This is a genomic window from Bacillus sp. KICET-1, from assembly GCF_027721405.1.
Taxonomy (GTDB): domain Bacteria; phylum Bacillota; class Bacilli; order Bacillales; family Bacillaceae; genus Bacillus; species Bacillus velezensis.
This window is the reverse complement of sequence record NZ_CP113515.1, coordinates 3,534,693-3,549,923: the sequence shown is the minus strand read 5'-3', so window position 1 is coordinate 3,549,923 and position 15,231 is coordinate 3,534,693. Positions and strand designations below refer to the sequence as shown.

Annotated in this window: 17 protein-coding genes; 15 read left to right on the top strand and 2 right to left on the bottom strand. The window is 46.5% G+C overall.

The features are described 5' to 3' along the window. Nucleotides 1-271: 271 nt before the first annotated feature. Complete coding sequence (rok, locus tag OVA33_RS17655; RefSeq protein ID WP_003154591.1) at nt 272-868, top strand: transcriptional regulator Rok; 597 nt, start codon at nt 272-274, stop codon at nt 866-868. A 20-nt stretch (nt 869-888) separates the two neighbouring features. Here the strand turns inward: rok and OVA33_RS17650 are convergent, their stop codons facing one another. Further along, nucleotides 889-1,881, bottom strand: coding sequence for a coiled-coil domain-containing protein (locus OVA33_RS17650; RefSeq protein ID WP_014417619.1), 993 nt, complete (start codon nt 1,879-1,881; stop codon nt 889-891). Between the two features lie 145 nt (nt 1,882-2,026). On the opposite strand from OVA33_RS17650, the gene OVA33_RS17645 reads away from it, so the two are divergent. From OVA33_RS17645 to sipT, 14 genes are all read left to right on the top strand, one after another. Beyond that, nucleotides 2,027-2,629, top strand: coding sequence for a molybdenum cofactor guanylyltransferase (locus OVA33_RS17645; RefSeq protein WP_063636607.1), 603 nt, complete (start codon nt 2,027-2,029; stop codon nt 2,627-2,629). Nucleotides 2,630-2,680: 51 nt separating this feature from the next. Further along, nucleotides 2,681-3,700 (top strand): molybdopterin-synthase adenylyltransferase MoeB, encoded by a 1,020-nt coding sequence (locus OVA33_RS17640; RefSeq protein ID WP_065180237.1) that lies wholly within the window; start codon nt 2,681-2,683, stop codon nt 3,698-3,700. Nucleotides 3,701-3,717: 17 nt separating this feature from the next. Further along, nucleotides 3,718-5,010, top strand: coding sequence for a molybdopterin molybdotransferase MoeA (locus OVA33_RS17635; RefSeq protein ID WP_063636609.1), 1,293 nt, complete (start codon nt 3,718-3,720; stop codon nt 5,008-5,010). Then, the gene (gene mobB / locus OVA33_RS17630; protein ID WP_063636610.1) at nt 4,971-5,492 is read left to right on the top strand and encodes a molybdopterin-guanine dinucleotide biosynthesis protein B; all 522 of its coding nucleotides are present in this window, start codon (nt 4,971-4,973) and stop codon (nt 5,490-5,492) included. The genes OVA33_RS17635 and mobB overlap by 40 nt, the downstream gene beginning before the upstream one ends. Beyond that, a complete protein-coding gene (locus OVA33_RS17625; protein WP_007611116.1) occupies nt 5,493-5,963 on the top strand; it encodes a molybdenum cofactor biosynthesis protein MoaE in 471 nt (156 codons plus the stop codon). Beyond that, nucleotides 5,960-6,193: a molybdopterin converting factor subunit 1 gene (moaD, locus tag OVA33_RS17620; protein WP_007409633.1), complete on the top strand. Its 234-nt coding sequence runs from the start codon at nt 5,960-5,962 to the stop codon at nt 6,191-6,193. Before OVA33_RS17625 ends, moaD begins: the two co-directional genes overlap by 4 nt. Nucleotides 6,194-6,516: 323 nt before the next feature. Continuing rightward, nucleotides 6,517-7,215, top strand: coding sequence for a YknW family membrane protein (locus OVA33_RS17615; protein WP_063636611.1), 699 nt, complete (start codon nt 6,517-6,519; stop codon nt 7,213-7,215). A gap of 1 nt (nt 7,216) precedes the next feature. Beyond that, nucleotides 7,217-8,353: an efflux RND transporter periplasmic adaptor subunit gene (locus tag OVA33_RS17610; RefSeq protein ID WP_063636612.1), complete on the top strand. Its 1,137-nt coding sequence runs from the start codon at nt 7,217-7,219 to the stop codon at nt 8,351-8,353. Further along, nucleotides 8,354-9,046 carry an ABC transporter ATP-binding protein gene (locus OVA33_RS17605; protein WP_007409637.1) on the top strand — a complete coding sequence of 231 codons (693 nt, stop codon included), beginning with the start codon at nt 8,354-8,356 and terminating at the stop codon, nt 9,044-9,046. After that, nucleotides 9,043-10,236, top strand: a complete 1,194-nt coding sequence (locus OVA33_RS17600) for an ABC transporter permease (RefSeq protein ID WP_014417626.1) — start codon at nt 9,043-9,045, stop codon at nt 10,234-10,236. The genes OVA33_RS17605 and OVA33_RS17600 overlap by 4 nt, the downstream gene beginning before the upstream one ends. 281 nt (nt 10,237-10,517) lie before the next feature. Next, entirely contained in the window at nt 10,518-11,273 is a 756-nt protein-coding gene (locus OVA33_RS17595) for a DeoR/GlpR family DNA-binding transcription regulator (protein ID WP_014417627.1), read from the top strand. Then, nucleotides 11,270-12,181, top strand: a complete 912-nt coding sequence (pfkB, locus tag OVA33_RS17590; protein WP_003154572.1) for a 1-phosphofructokinase — start codon at nt 11,270-11,272, stop codon at nt 12,179-12,181. Before OVA33_RS17595 ends, pfkB begins: the two co-directional genes overlap by 4 nt. Before the next feature lie 14 nt (nt 12,182-12,195). Then, a complete protein-coding gene (locus tag OVA33_RS17585) occupies nt 12,196-14,100 on the top strand; it encodes a PTS fructose transporter subunit IIABC (RefSeq protein WP_063636613.1) in 1,905 nt (634 codons plus the stop codon). A gap of 130 nt (nt 14,101-14,230) precedes the next feature. Further along, on the top strand, nt 14,231-14,812 hold the full coding sequence (gene sipT, locus OVA33_RS17580; RefSeq protein ID WP_003154568.1) for a signal peptidase I sipT: 582 nt from the start codon (nt 14,231-14,233) through the stop codon (nt 14,810-14,812). 37 nt (nt 14,813-14,849) lie between these two features. Here sipT and OVA33_RS17575 read toward each other — a convergent pair whose 3' ends face one another. Beyond that, nucleotides 14,850-15,119, bottom strand: coding sequence for a hypothetical protein (locus OVA33_RS17575; protein WP_017417691.1), 270 nt, complete (start codon nt 15,117-15,119; stop codon nt 14,850-14,852). Nucleotides 15,120-15,231 lie beyond the last annotated feature (112 nt).

Below are 15,231 nucleotides of genomic sequence, written 5' to 3'. Positions count from 1 at the left end.
ATATTATAGTCGAAAATTGTAGATATCACGCTAATTTTCATTAAACAAGTAATTTCAAGTTATATTTTGAAATGGTTGAATAAATTGGAACTTTGTCCAGAATCCCCTATATGATAAGGATTTTTGTATATAAAGTACCATTTTCAGAAAATAAGCAATTTTTCATAGAGTAAATAAAATAGTAAAATGATAAAATAATAGTTGATAAAATTACTTTTGTAATCTAATATCTTAATAAAAGCGTTTAAATTTTTGACAGGGGGTTTTACACATGTTTAATGAAAGAGAAGCGCTGCGCTTACGTTTAGAACAATTGAACGAAGCAGAGGTAAAAGTCATTCGTGAATATCAAATAGAACGTGATAAAATATATGCAAAACTGAGAGAATTAGACAATACAGGCAGCCTGTCCGATACAAAAAAAGAGTTTCGTCCGGAGAAAAAAAGTGACTCTCTCCCGGTGCTTGCAGAGCTTGCAGCACAGGAAATGAGAAGCTATCAAAAGCCGCAGACACAGCCTCAATCCTCCCAGCCGCAGATGCAGTCTATTACGTCTCTTCCCGCCGGCATTCCGGACGGTTCTACAAGAAGAAGAAGAGGGACGGCGAGACCGGGATCAAAAGCGGCAAAACTGCGCGAAGCAGCGATTAAAACGTTGAAACGCCACAATGCAGCGATCAAAAGTTCCGAACTGCAAAAGGAAATTGAAAAGGAAAGCGGCCTTGAAATTCCTAATATGACAACATTTATGCAAAGCTTAATTAAAATGTATCCGGAAGTGAAAAAACCATACCGCGGCCAATATATTCTTGAGGGAGAAATTTCTCAGGAAACAGCAGAAACGGCAAATGATACGGCTGCTGAATAAAACAGTAAAAACTGCTTGCGTTACTCAAGCAGTTTTTTTGCGTTTTCCCGCTTATTCTGCGGAAGTGACGCATCTTTTCCCGGCTTTTTTTCAAGCTTGACGACATATTTTTGGAAAGGCTTTTCGCCGTCAGCACGTTCTTTCAACGCATCCAGTTTTTCATCAAACGACTGATCGCGGGACTCTGATTGTACAAATTGTTTTTGCAGGGAGATGACTTGTTCGGTAACGGCTTTAAGCAAGTCTTCTGCCTGAACAGTCTCTTTGGAAACAGAAGGGATTTCCAGAGCTTGTTCCGCCGGTTCCGCCGTGCGGCTGTCAATATCAGCAAAATGGCCGGCAATCCAAGCATCACTTTCGTCCAGCTGCCGTTTATACGAAAGAATGGTTTCTTGAAATAACTTTTCTTTCGTTTTTTCTATTTCTACAAGCCGTTCTTTTGTTTCTAGTATTCGATCTCTCATATGATTAATTTCTATTTTAATATGTTTGAGCTGGTATTCTTTTTCTATCATTTGTGTTTGGAGCCGGGTATTTTCGTCTGCAGCGGCATGATAACGCTGTTTCATATCTTCGTGAGAAGTCCGTTCAGTTTGAATGGCGGTCTCAAGTGAGCGGATGCGGGTATGTAAGTTTTTATTTTCTTCTTCAAATTTTACATTTGTAAGATGCAGACGGTGCTTTTCTTCCATCTCATTTTTCCGCCGAAACGTTTCCTGCTGAAGCAGTTCTTGCAGAATGACGATTTTATCGAGCAGCCCGGCTCTGATTTCCTGCAAAGAACGTTCCGTGTCACTTGTCTGTTTGTGTTTTTGAGCCATGGCTTCCAATTCGTCAGAAAGCTTGTGAAGCCGCTCTTTAATATTGGCGTTTTCCTCCTGAAGCTTATTATTTTTCTGATGGAAGTAGCTTGCTTCAAATTCTGAAATTAATTTTCTGCATCTGGAAAGTTCGGATTTCAAGTAAAGGTTCTCTTGAGAAGTGTCGTGGAAAAACGGACCGGATATTTTCATAAGAACCATCTCCCTCATGATGTTAACACTACAATATGGGAAAGGATCAACGGCTATTCCTCTTAATTAAACAGACAAGCACCGTAATATTGTATTTCGGCTGAGGCGTTTGCTATGCTTTTATATAGAATGGGAGAGAGATGACATGAAATGGGTGAATGTAATATTAGCGGGGGGAGCTTCCCGAAGATTCGGAGAACCGAAAGCTTTTGCAAAGTGGAAGGGCGGCATGTTTTATGAACAGGCGAAAAAAGCCTTCGGCGGCGGAGAAACGGTGATTATCAGCCGCCCTGAGCATATAAAAAAGTTCTTATCAAACAGGGAGCGGCATGTTTTTGCCGATGAGCCGCGGTTTCGGGGAATGGGCCCGCTGGCCGGCATATATACGGCAATGAAACAAACGGAAGGCGAAACATACACGGTCATATCCTGTGACACGCCGCTCGTGACAAGAAAGACGATGGCTGCACTTGAAATGAAGCTGACCGGAAATCTGGACGCTGTCATACCGGTTTGTGAAAACAGAGAGCAGCCCCTCTTGGCGGTTTACCATAAACGGGTGCAGGGTGTGCTTTTTGATCAGCTGACACAAAACAAACTGAAAATGACAGACACGCTGAAACGGCTGTCTGTCTGTTATGTGCAGGCTGAAGACATCGGCGCCGGGCCGGAGGAGTTCGCTAATATCAACACACGGGACGATTACACCAGACTTTTGGCGCATGTCGAGTCTTCAAATCAGGACTGATCGGGAAGAAACATGGTATGATGGAAATAAAAATGCAAGGGGACAACACAGATGGAAGAGCGCTATTCGCGGCAGACAAGATTTAAGCCGATAGGGGAAAAAGGGCAGCAGGCGCTGGCTGACAGCAGTGTCCTGATTGTCGGAGCCGGAGCCCTCGGAACAGCCGCGGCAGAGGGCCTGGCAAGAGCCGGAGCGGGCCGTATGACGATTATTGACCGGGATTATGTGGAATGGAGCAATTTACAAAGACAGCAGCTGTATACAGAAGAAGACGCGAGACAGCGCCTGCCGAAAGCAATGGCGGCCAAGGCGCGTCTTTTGGCGGTAAACAGTGATATACATATCGATGCTTACGCGGCGGAAGGTACGGCGGAAACGCTCGAACCGCTGATCGAACAAGCGGATTGCATCGTGGATGCGACAGATAATTTTGAAACGAGAATGGTCATCAATGATCTGGCGCTGAAAACGGAAACACCTTGGATTTACGGTGCCTGTGTCAGCAGTCAGGGAATGTGCATGACGATTATTCCGGGGGTTACGCCGTGTTTATCCTGCCTGTTTGAGCAAATGCCCGTGGGCGGAGCGACATGTGATACAGCAGGTATCATACCTCCGGCGGTTCATATCGTCTCCGCTTATCAGCAGGCTGAGGCGCTGAAATTGCTGACAGGAAATCATGCGGCGGTAAATCGGCGCTTTTTCACGTTTGACGTGTGGAATAACACCAATATGAGCATAAATGTGGATCAGATCAAACGGGATCATTGCCCTTCCTGCGGCGCGGCGCCCGTATATCCGTATCTGCAGCCTGAAAACAGGCCGAAAGCAAGCGTGCTGTGCGGAAGAGACACCGTTCAAATCAGATCGGAAGCCTTAAAGAGGCTGGATAAAGAAGAGCTTGTCAAACGTCTGAAGCAGATCGGTAAAGTGGAAGCAAATGAATTTCTGCTGCACATGGCGTATGAGCGCTTCAGAATCGTTATTTTTCAGGATGGCCGGGCTCTGATTCACGGTACAAACGATATAAAAGAAGCAAATTCAGTTCTGGCCAGGGTGATCGGACTGTAGGAAGGGGAGATATTGCTATGCTTGAAAAAAGAACGCCGATTCAGGTGGACGAAGCAGTCCGCCGGGTGAGCCGGTATAAAAAACAGGGGGATACCGAATGGGTGGCGCTTGAGGACAGTCTCCACCGCTATTTGGTGGAGGATCTTAAGGCGGATCATGATGTGCCGGCCTTTAACCGTTCCCCGTATGACGGGTTTGCCATCAGGGCGAGCGATTCAAAAACGGCTTCCCGTGACAATGCCGTCACCTTTGAAGTCATTGACCATATCGGAGCCGGCGCCGTGTCAGAAAAAGAACTCGGGCCTTATGAAGCGGTCCGCATTATGACGGGGGCGCAGATTCCAAAAGGCGCGGATGCCGTAGTGATGCTTGAGCTGACAAAAACGTTTTCTGAAAACGGGACGAATTACATGTCAGTGAAACGCCCTTTTCATGCGGGCGATAATATTTCATATCAAGGAGAAGATGCGAAAAAGGGCAGCTCGCTATTAAAAAAAGGGACGAAAATCACGCCGGGCGTAACCGCTCTTTTAGCAACCTTCGGCTATGCTTCCGTTCCCGTGGTCAGAAAGCCGGTTGTCGGCATTATCGCAACGGGAACCGAGCTTCTTCATGTCAGCGATCCGCTTGAGCCGGGGAAAATCCGCAACAGCAACGCTGCCATGGTGTATGCCCAGGTCATTGAAGCGGGCGCGGTACCGCTGAACTTAGGGAAAATTTCCGATGATTTTGATGACAGCTATGCTGCGGTGAAGGAAGCTATGAAAAAAGTTGATTTTCTGATCACGACCGGCGGCGTGTCAGTCGGCGATTTTGATTTTCTTCCAGACATTTATAATAAGCTCGGAGCGGAAGTTCTTTTTAACAAAGTGGCAATGCGCCCGGGGAGCGTGACAACTGTCGCCCGGGCCGATGACATGCTGCTGTTCGGCCTTTCAGGCAATCCGTCCGCATGTTATGTCGGATTCACCCTGTTTGTCAAACCGATGATTCAGACGTGGCTTCTGAATGAAAAACCTCATTCCGGATGGGCGGAAGCCGTGTTAACAAACGACTTTCCGAAGCCGAATCCGTTTACGAGATTTGTGAGGGCGTTTGTTTATCATAAGGACGGAAAGATGATGGCGTCACCGGTCGGTCTCGACAAATCAAGTTCAGTCACATCTCTAGCCGAAGCAAACGCGTTTATCCTTCTGCCGGGAGGAACGAGGGGGTATGAAGCGGGCCGGACGGTTCACGTGCTCCTCATCCGTGATGAGAATGGAAGTGAATGGCCGTGGTCAATTCTTTCCCGATCGTCCAGATCGTAGGTTTTCAAAACAGCGGTAAAACAACGTTTATTGAACGTGTGCTGAAAGCGGCGCCGAAAGAGTGCGATATTGGATGTTTAAAACATCACGGACATGGCGGAGAACCGGAACCTTTTTCTGACGGAAAAGACTCGGAGCGTTTTTCAAAAGCCGGAGCCGCGGTTACGGCAGTAGAAGGGGACGGCGTCCTGCAGCTTACGGCGCGAAAAAAATGGGATCTGGCGGGTTTGATCAGTCTGTATGAATGTCTGGGAATTGACGGTCTTCTCATAGAGGGATTTAAATATGCGCCGCATCCGAAAATCATTATGATCAAAGACAGCGAAGATTGGCAAAAGCTGAAGCATTTGGAGCGCGTGATCGCGGTTGTCAGCAGAAATACGGAGCATATGCCGGCAGATGCAGGCATGCCCGTATTCCATGCGGATGATCCGGCTGCCATTATGTTTGTGCTTTCGCAGCTGAAAGGGGAATCTGCATAAATGGAACGTTTTCAAATTACAAGGGAACCTATCATTGCGGAAAATATCGTAAAAAAAGTTGAAAAGCGTGAAGCCGGCGCCATCACAACGTTTATCGGCACGGTCAGAGAGTGGACTGCAGGACGGCGGACGGTGCGTCTCGAATATGAAGCGTATGAACCGATGGCTGTTCAAATGCTTTCTCAAATCGGCGATGAAATCAGTGCGAAATGGGAAGGAGCCGAAGCTGCAATCACTCACCGTGTCGGCGTCCTTGATATCGGAGAAGCAGCGGTCGTAATCGCCGTGTCTTCACCGCACAGAAAGGCGGCATATGAGGCGAATGAATATGCAATTGAACGGATAAAACAGATTGTGCCGATATGGAAAAAAGAAATCTGGGAAGACGGCGAAGAATGGATAGGCGATCAGCTGGAAACAACGCCCTATCCGAACGGAAAACCGGATTTGGATAAAGGGGAATCGCGATGATTAAAGTACTATTGTTTGCCGGGCTTGCGGAGCAGGCGGGAACACCGGTCATTGAACTTGACGAAAAAGAGACGGCGGCGTCTGCTGTAAAAACACTGTTAAAGGAACGGTACGGACTTCAGACGATTGACAATGCCATGATCGCAATCAATGAAACATATGTAAAAGACAACAGCATCGTAACAGAAGGTGATACTATTGCCTTTATCCCTCCTGTAAGCGGAGGGTGAAAAAAGAGCCGGATGTGCATCATTGCCATCCGGCTTTTTTATATATAGGAGCTGAATTACAGAGAATATCTAAATGGGATTTAAAGGGATTTGTGATTGAGACGGTTTTGATTAGATGAATAGGCTGAAGACAGTGCCTTCACAAGGCTTTGAGCCTCCCGTCATACCGGTCTGACAATACTTTTTTTTACATAATTATGGAACGTAAAGCTAAGAATTTGTGTTACAATTTAGCATAAATACGCAAACGGCAAAAAAATTGAAACTTCTCTCAGCCTAAAGCGTACGTATAAACAGAATAATACATAGGAGGCATCAGCAATATGGAACCAAACCTGGAAAAAAGCAATACGGCAGTAACGGAAAAGCCGTCAATTTTCGGCGTCATTACAAGTCCTGTTGTGCAGTTTAAAAGATTAAAAGAAAAGCCGGTCATCGGCATTCCTCTCCTGATTGTCATCATTCTCATCGCGGCCGGCAGTATTTTGCGCGGACTGGGGATGAATTATGAAGAAGTGCTGAACAGCACATCTCTTGACGGATTGTCGGATGATCAGATTGAAATGACCAAAACCATTGCTAAATTCGGCTCGATGTTCGGAGGAATCTTCGGGGGCATTATCGCTCTGTTTATCGTTCCGCTCATTTACTGGCTGTGCGTCAAAATTTCAGGCGGCGTGACAACTTACAAAAAAATGCTCTCACTCAGCCTGTTTACGGCATTCATTACCAATATCGGCTTAGTCATTAACGGTCTTGTCACTTATTTTACCGGTGCGGGCTCACTGTACGCCGTTACATCTTTGGCGAGTGTCATACCGGCCGGAGACGGCGTCGCGGTCTTTTTAAGCGCGTTCGACATTTTCAGCATCTGGAGCTATATTCTGCTCGCTTTGGGACTTCGCTATACAGGCGGCATTTCAAAAAAAGCGGCCTGGACTTCCGCGATTGTCCTGTTTGTTATTATGCTTATGGTTTCGGCAGTCGGAGGACTGTTAAGTTCAGTGACAGCAGGTGTATAACATGAAAAAAATTTATATCGGAATCGGCATCGCCGTAATTGTTGCAGTATTCATCGGTATCAATATTTATAAGTCTGCCGCTCCCGCGGGCGGCAGCGCCGGGAAAAAAATCGAAACCGGAACCATGGAAAACAGAGAAATCTCCTCTACGGTTATGGTTCCGGGAACACTTAAATTCTCTAAAGAACAGTATGTTTTTTATGAAGCGGATAAAGGAACTCTTGATAAAGTGAAAGTAAAAGAAGGCGACAAAGTAAAAAAAGGGTCGTCGTTAGTCACGTATACAAATGAGCAGCTCAATCTTGATAAAGAACAAAATGAGTTGACAGAACAATCAAAACGGATGCAAATCGAACAAGTTGAAGAAAAACTCAGAGCATTAAACAGCAAGGAACAAGATCTGGCAAAACAAGTGGGAGAAGCTGAAGCCAAAAAACAAATTGAATCCGAACGGACTGATCTGCAGCTTCAGCAAAAAACGGCGGAAATCGAATTAAAGCAATCTGATTTGCAAAAGCAGTCTCTTGAAAATCAAGTGGCGAATCTCAATGTTAAGAGTGAGATGGACGGGACGGTTATCTCGGTAAATCAAGAAGCGGCTTCTAAAAAATCGGATATTCAAGAACCGGTTATACATATAGGAGACCCGGAACACCTGATCGTTGCCGGCAATTTGTCCGAATACGATACGCTGAAAGTGAAAAAGGGCCAAAGTGTTACGATTACCTCAGACGCCATCCCCGGTAAAACGTGGAAAGGGAGAGTGGCGGCTGTCGGACTCGTTCCTGATCAAAAGTCAAGCGCTGCTTCGGGGGAAAGCGCGGAACAGGCCGTGCAGTATCCGTTTCAGGTTAAGCTGATCGGAAACCTTCCGGAGGGCAAGCCGGGGTTTAAATTAATTATGAACATTGAAACCGACAAACGGAAAGCCGATACGCTGCCGTCCTCCGCGGTCAAAAAAGACGGAGATGAGCACTGGGTCTTTACGGTAAAAGACGGGAAGGCCAAACGCGTGAAAGTTAAAGTCGGCGATACCGCAAATCAGCTTACGGAGATAAAAGAGGGGCTTTCAAAGGATGATAAAGTCATTCTGAATCCGGCTGACGATTTGACTGACGGAACGGATGTGAAAGCATAGATGATTCAGCTTTCAAAGGTGAAAAAAAGTTATCAGATCGGCAAGGAGACGTTTGATGTTCTTCGTTCAATCGACCTGACGATTGAAGAAGGAGAATATGTGTCAATTATGGGACCGTCGGGATCGGGAAAATCTACGATCATGAATATCATCGGCTGTCTGGACAGACCGACGTCCGGCAGTTACAGGCTTGCGGGCGAAGATGTTTCTTCATGTACCGAAAAAGAGCTTGCGGCGGTCCGGAACAAATCAATCGGATTTGTCTTTCAGCAATTTCAGCTGCTGCCGCGATTGAATGCAAGAAAAAATGTCGAACTCCCCATGATCTACGCCGGTATCGGCAAAAAAGAGCGTGAGGAACGGGCTGAGCATGCGCTGGAAAAAGTCGGTTTGGCGGATCGGATGCGTCACATGCCGAATGAGCTGTCAGGCGGCCAGAAGCAGCGTGTCGCGATTGCAAGAGCCATCGTGAACGAACCGAAGCTCATTTTAGCTGATGAACCGACCGGCGCGCTGGATACGAAAACAAGCATTTCTATTATGGAGCAGTTCACAGAGCTTAATGCAGAGGGCGTGACCGTGGTGCTTGTGACTCATGAGCCTGAAGTGGCGGACTGTACAAACAGAGTGATTTTCGTCCGTGACGGCATGATCGTTTCCCGCGATGCTGAGCAGAGGAGAGTGGGGGAATGAGCCTGTTAGAAAATCTCCGGATGGCCCTCAGTTCCGTAAGAGCTCACAAGCTGAGATCGATCCTGACAATGCTCGGAATCATTATCGGCGTCGGTTCAGTAATCGTGGTTGTGGCTGTCGGCCAGGGCGGAGAGCAAATGCTGAAGCAATCCATCAGCGGGCCGGGCAATACGATTGAATTGTTTTACCTTCCGAGTGATGAAGAATTAACAGCCAATCCGAACGCCTTACAGGAAGCGAGTTTTACAGAAGAAGATATTAATGGATTAAAAGGAGTGGACGGCGTAAAGCAGGTTGTCGCTTCCGCGGTAAAATCCATGACGGCCCGTTACCATGAAGAAGACACGGATATTACGCTGAACGGCATTAACAGCGGCTACATGGACGTAAAAAAGCTGGACGTTCAAGATGGACGGACATTTACGGACAATGATTTTCTTTCCGGGAAAAGAGCGGGAATCATCTCGAAAAAAATGGCTGAAAAGCTGTTCGGGAAAACGTCTCCGCTCGGAAAAATCGTCTGGGCCGGCGGACAGCCCGTTGAAGTAATCGGCGTACTGAAAGAAGAGAGCGGTTTTTTATCGTTAGGACTCAGTGAAATGTATGTGCCGTTCAACATGCTGAAAACGTCTTTCGGTACTAACGACTACAGCAACGTTTCCGTTCAGACGGAGTCCGCTGATCAAATCAAAACAACAGGAAAAGAAGCGGCCCGTCTCTTAAATGACAATCACGGTACAAAAGAGGCCTATCAAGTCATGAATATGGAAGAAATCGCGGCGGGAATCGGTCAGGTCACGACCGTCATGACGACGATCATCGGTTCGATCGCCGGTATTTCTCTCATTGTCGGCGGGATCGGGGTCATGAATATTATGCTCGTATCAGTGACGGAACGGACAAGAGAAATCGGCATCCGCAAATCGCTCGGTGCCACGAGAGGACAGATTCTGACACAATTCTTAATTGAATCTGTTGTGCTTACATTAATCGGCGGCTTAATCGGAATCGGTCTCGGCTACGGGGGAGCATCACTCGTTTCTCTTATCGCAGGCTGGCCGTCGCTCGTTTCCTGGCAGGTGGTTTGTATCGGCGTACTGTTCAGTATGCTGATCGGTGTCATTTTCGGCATGCTGCCCGCCAACAAAGCATCACGCTTAGATCCGATTGAAGCGTTAAGGTATGAATAACCTGCGCCCCATGCAGTCTGCATGGGGTTTTTTGTGTTTTAATGATTGAATGAATATAATAGACTTTTTTCATTTATGATAAAAAGAAAATGTCATACAATTGTCCCCCTTTTTGTCGAATTTACAGTTTACAAACCCTATGTACATACGTTAATATGAACAAATGTGAAAGATTTTGATAGTTATTGAATGAATTTGAGTGATTTTAGTTGCTTGAAGTAAAAAAAGCGTTTACAATTATCTTGCAGCCGAAATGAATACGTTTTCAAAGGAGGCGGAATATGCTCACTCCTGAAAGGTATCAGCTGATTATGGATCAGATTGAAAAGCGAGATGTGGTGAAGATTCAAGAGCTGATAAGCATGACAAACGCTTCTGAATCAACGATCAGAAGAGATTTATCAACACTTGAAGAGCGCGGGTTTTTAAAGCGCGTTCACGGCGGGGCGTCTAAACTTTCCAACAGCAGGCAAGAACCCGATATGCTTGAAAAATCCTCCAAAAACCTTCAGGATAAACTGAAGATCGCTGAAGAAGCGGCATCTTTATTAGAAGAAGGTGACTGTATTTACCTTGATGCGGGAACAACTACATTGCACATGATTGATTTTATAGATCATACAAAGGACATTGTGGTTGTCACAAACGGGGTTATGCATATCGACGCTTTAATAAGGAAAGGGATTCCTTTTTATCTTCTCGGAGGATATGTGAAGCATAGAACAGGTGCGATGATCGGCGGCGCCTCATTAACGGCGGTCAGCCAGTACCGTTTTGACAAAAGCTTTCTCGGGGTGAACGGCGTGCACATTGAAGCCGGCTTTACAACACCCGATCCGGATGAGGCTCTTCTGAAGACAAAGGCTGTGAGACAGGCGAAAAATGCGTATGTTTTAGCCGATCCTTCTAAATTCGGCGAGATTTCTTTCGCAGCGTTCGCCGCCTTGGGCGATGCAGCTATCATTACCACTGAAGCTGAAGAACTTGCATTCGATAATTACCAAGAAAAAACTGTCGTAAAGGTAGTGAAACCATGATTTACACTGTAACCCTCAATCCGTCTGTTGACTATATCGTTCACGTTGAAGATTTTGCCGTAGGCGGTTTAAACCGTTCAAGCTATGACACGAAGTATCCCGGCGGAAAAGGCATCAACGTTTCGAGATTACTGAAAAGACACCATGTGCCGTCAAAAGCATTGGGGTTTGTCGGCGGATTTACCGGAAATTATATCACGTCATTTTTGCAGCAGGAAGGTCTGGAAACGGCTTTTTCTGAGGTAGATGAAGACACGCGTATAAATGTAAAACTGAAAACGGGCGATGAAACGGAAATTAACGGACAGGGCCCGACGATTTCAGACGAAGTGTTCAATGCCTTTTTAGAACAGTTCTCCGCTCTGGAAGAGGGAGACATCGTCGTTTTAGCGGGAAGCATTCCTTCTTCCCTGCCGCATAACACGTATGAAAAAATTGCTGAGGCATGCAGAAAGCAGAATGCCCGGGTAGTGGTGGACATCTCCGGTGAAGCGCTGATGAAAGCGACAGAAATGAAACCGTTTTTGATGAAGCCGAATCATCATGAGCTTGGGGAAATGTTTAATACGGTCATTGATTCAGCCGAAGCTGCCGTTCCTTACGGTAAAAAATTAATTGAACAAGGCGCTGAACACGCGATTGTTTCGATGGCTGGCGACGGTGCGCTTTTATTTACGAAAGAGGCGGTTTTCCTCGCCAATGTTCCTAAAGGAAAGCTTGTCAATTCCGTAGGCGCGGGTGATTCCGTCGTCGCGGGATTCCTTGCGGGAATTTCAAAACAGCTGCCTTTGGAAGATGCGTTCCGTTTAGGAGTTGCTTCCGGAAGCGCGACGGCATTTTCTGAAGAACTCGGAACTGAAGAGTTTGTACAGCAGCTTCTTCCTGAAGTTAAAGTCACACGTCTATAGAGGAGGAAAGAAAAGTGAAGATAACTGAGCTGTTAACAAGAGATACAATTCATCTCAATATAGAAAGCAAAGAGAAAGAAAACGTTATCGATGAAATGGTGACAGTGCTTGACAAAGCCGGCAGATTAAATGACAGAGAGGCTTACAAAGCAGCCATTTTAAATCGTGAAAGCCAAAGCTCGACGGGAATCGGCGAAGGCATTGCCATTCCTCATGCGAAGACGGCGAGCGTCATTAACCCGGCCATCGCATTCGGCCGTTCAAAAGATGGTGTGGATTATGAATCATTAGACGGTCAGCCGGCACACCTGGTCTTTATGATTGCGGCAACCGAAGGAGCGAATAATACGCACCTTGAGGCATTATCAAGACTTTCAACGCTTCTTATGCGTGAGGAAATCCGCAAACAGCTTCTTGAAGCTGAATCAGAAGACGCGATCATTGACATCATCAATCAGCATGACAAAGATGACGATGAGGAAGAAGAAGAGCAGGAAGAACAGGCAGCGCCGTCAGGAAAAGGCAAAATCCTTGCCGTTACGGCATGTCCGACAGGTATCGCCCATACGTTCATGGCAGCTGACGCACTGAAGGAAAAAGCGAAAGAGCTCGGCGTTGACATTAAAGTCGAGACAAACGGCTCAAGCGGTATCAAACATAAGCTGACGGCTCAAGAAATTGAAGACGCGCCTGCGATCATCGTGGCGGCTGATAAACAGGTTGAAATGGAACGCTTTAAAGGCAAACATGTTCTTCAAGTACCTGTAACAGCTGGTATCAGACGTCCTCAGGAACTGATTGAAAAAGCCGTTAACCAAGATGCGCCGATTTACGAGGGCAGCGGCGGAGGATCTTCCGCTTCAGATGAAGACGGCCCGAAACAGAAATCAGGAACAAGCATCGGAAGCACTTTCTATAAACACTTAATGAGCGGTGTCAGCAACATGCTGCCATTTGTCGTCGGCGGCGGAATTCTCGTTGCGATCTCATTCTTCTGGGGCATTCATTCAGCTGATCCGAAAGACCCGACATACAACACGTTTGCCGCAGCGCTGAACTTTATCGGCAGCGATAATGCGTTAAAACTGATCGTTGCAGTTCTTGCCGGATTCATTGCAATGAGTATTGCGGACCGTCCGGGATTTGCGCCGGGTATGGTCGGCGGATTTATGGCTACGCAGGCGAATGCCGGATTCTTGGGCGGACTGATTGCCGGATTCTTAGCCGGTTATGTCGTAATCCTGCTGAAAAAGCTGTTTGTCTTTATCCCTCAATCTCTTGACGGATTAAAACCTGTACTGATTTATCCGCTGCTCGGTATTTTTATCACAGGAGTTCTGATGCAATTTGTCATAAACACTCCTGTAGCAGCGTTCATGAATTTCTTAACAAATTGGCTTGAAAGCCTTGGAACTGGAAACCTTGTCTTAATGGGTATTATTTTAGGCGGTATGATGGCTATCGACATGGGCGGCCCGCTCAATAAAGCGGCCTTCACTTTCGGTATCGCGATGATCGATGCCGGAAACTATGCGCCGCATGCGGCCATCATGGCGGGCGGAATGGCTCCGCCGCTTGGAATCGCACTGGCGACAACATTCTTTAAACACAAATTCTCTAAACGTGACCGTGAAGCCGGTATTACGTGCTACTTCATGGGAGCAGCTTTCGTTACAGAAGGCGCCATCCCGTTTGCAGCGGCTGATCCGCTTCGCGTCATCCCTGCAGCCGTTGTCGGTTCTGCGGTAGCGGGCGGGTTGACAGAGTTTTTCCGGGTAACGCTTCCTGCACCGCACGGAGGAATATTCGTTGCATTCATTACGAACCATCCGCTGCTTTACTTAATGAGTATCGTGATCGGAGCGATTGTAACGGCGGTTATCTTGGGAATCGTCAAAAAACCGGTTGTAGAGAAATAAGCAAAAAGCGTCCTTTACGGGCGCTTTTTTCAATCATGTGCGCATAGAAGCGTTATGTATTTTATGATGAGTTATGATAAAGTAAAGATGGTACATGAACCGAAACAGTGATCGTCTAGGAGGAACCACGTTGACTGAAGAACAAAAACCTACTTCTGAAAAATCGGTAAAAAGAAAATCCAACACATATTGGGAATGGGGAAAGGCCATCATTATAGCGGTCGCACTTGCGCTGTTAATCCGCCATTTCCTGTTTGAACCGTACTTAGTGGAAGGATCATCAATGTACCCGACATTACATGACGGTGAAAGGCTGTTTGTCAACAAAAGCGTCAATTATATCGGAGAAATCGAGCGGGGGGACATCGTCATTATTAACGGCGATACATCGAAAGTCCATTATGTAAAGCGGCTCATCGGAAAACCGGGAGAAACGGTGGAAATGAAAAATGACACGCTTTATATAAACGGCAAAAAAATCGCAGAACCGTACCTCGCGAGCAATAAAAAAGAAGCGAAAAAACTGGGAGTCAACCTGACGGGAGATTTCGGCCCCGTAAAGGTTCCGAAAGGCAAATACTTCGTCATGGGTGACAATCGGCTGAACTCAATGGACAGCCGGAACGGACTCGGTTTAATTGCCGAAAACCGGATCGTCGGCACCTCGAAGTTTGTGTTCTTCCCGTTTCATGATATGCGTCAGACAAAATAAAAACGCCGCGCTGCCCGATTTGGACAGCAGGCGTTTTTTATTTGGCAAACGAGGCGGCGACGGCAATGAACAATACCGTGGCCAGCACTGATCCGACAATGGCCAGAACGCTGAAAAAAAGATTCACCTGCTTCTTCTCTTTGCCGCGTTTTTCAAGCATCCGTTTTGAAAAGAGATGCGAAAACGTATAAATGAGGGCGATTCCGATGTACAAGCCGATGTCACGGGCCGTAAAGCCTGTGACGGCCAGAAAAACCCCGGTGAAGAAAATCATAAGACAGTATTCTGTGAGTGTTAAAAGCTTCAACTTGTTCCTCCGTGATGAATATGTATATATATCTATTGTATCACAGCGCTCCGGGTTTGACGCCTGCATCTTTTCAAACCCGTATATTCGCAGGGAAACATTTCTCTTCCCC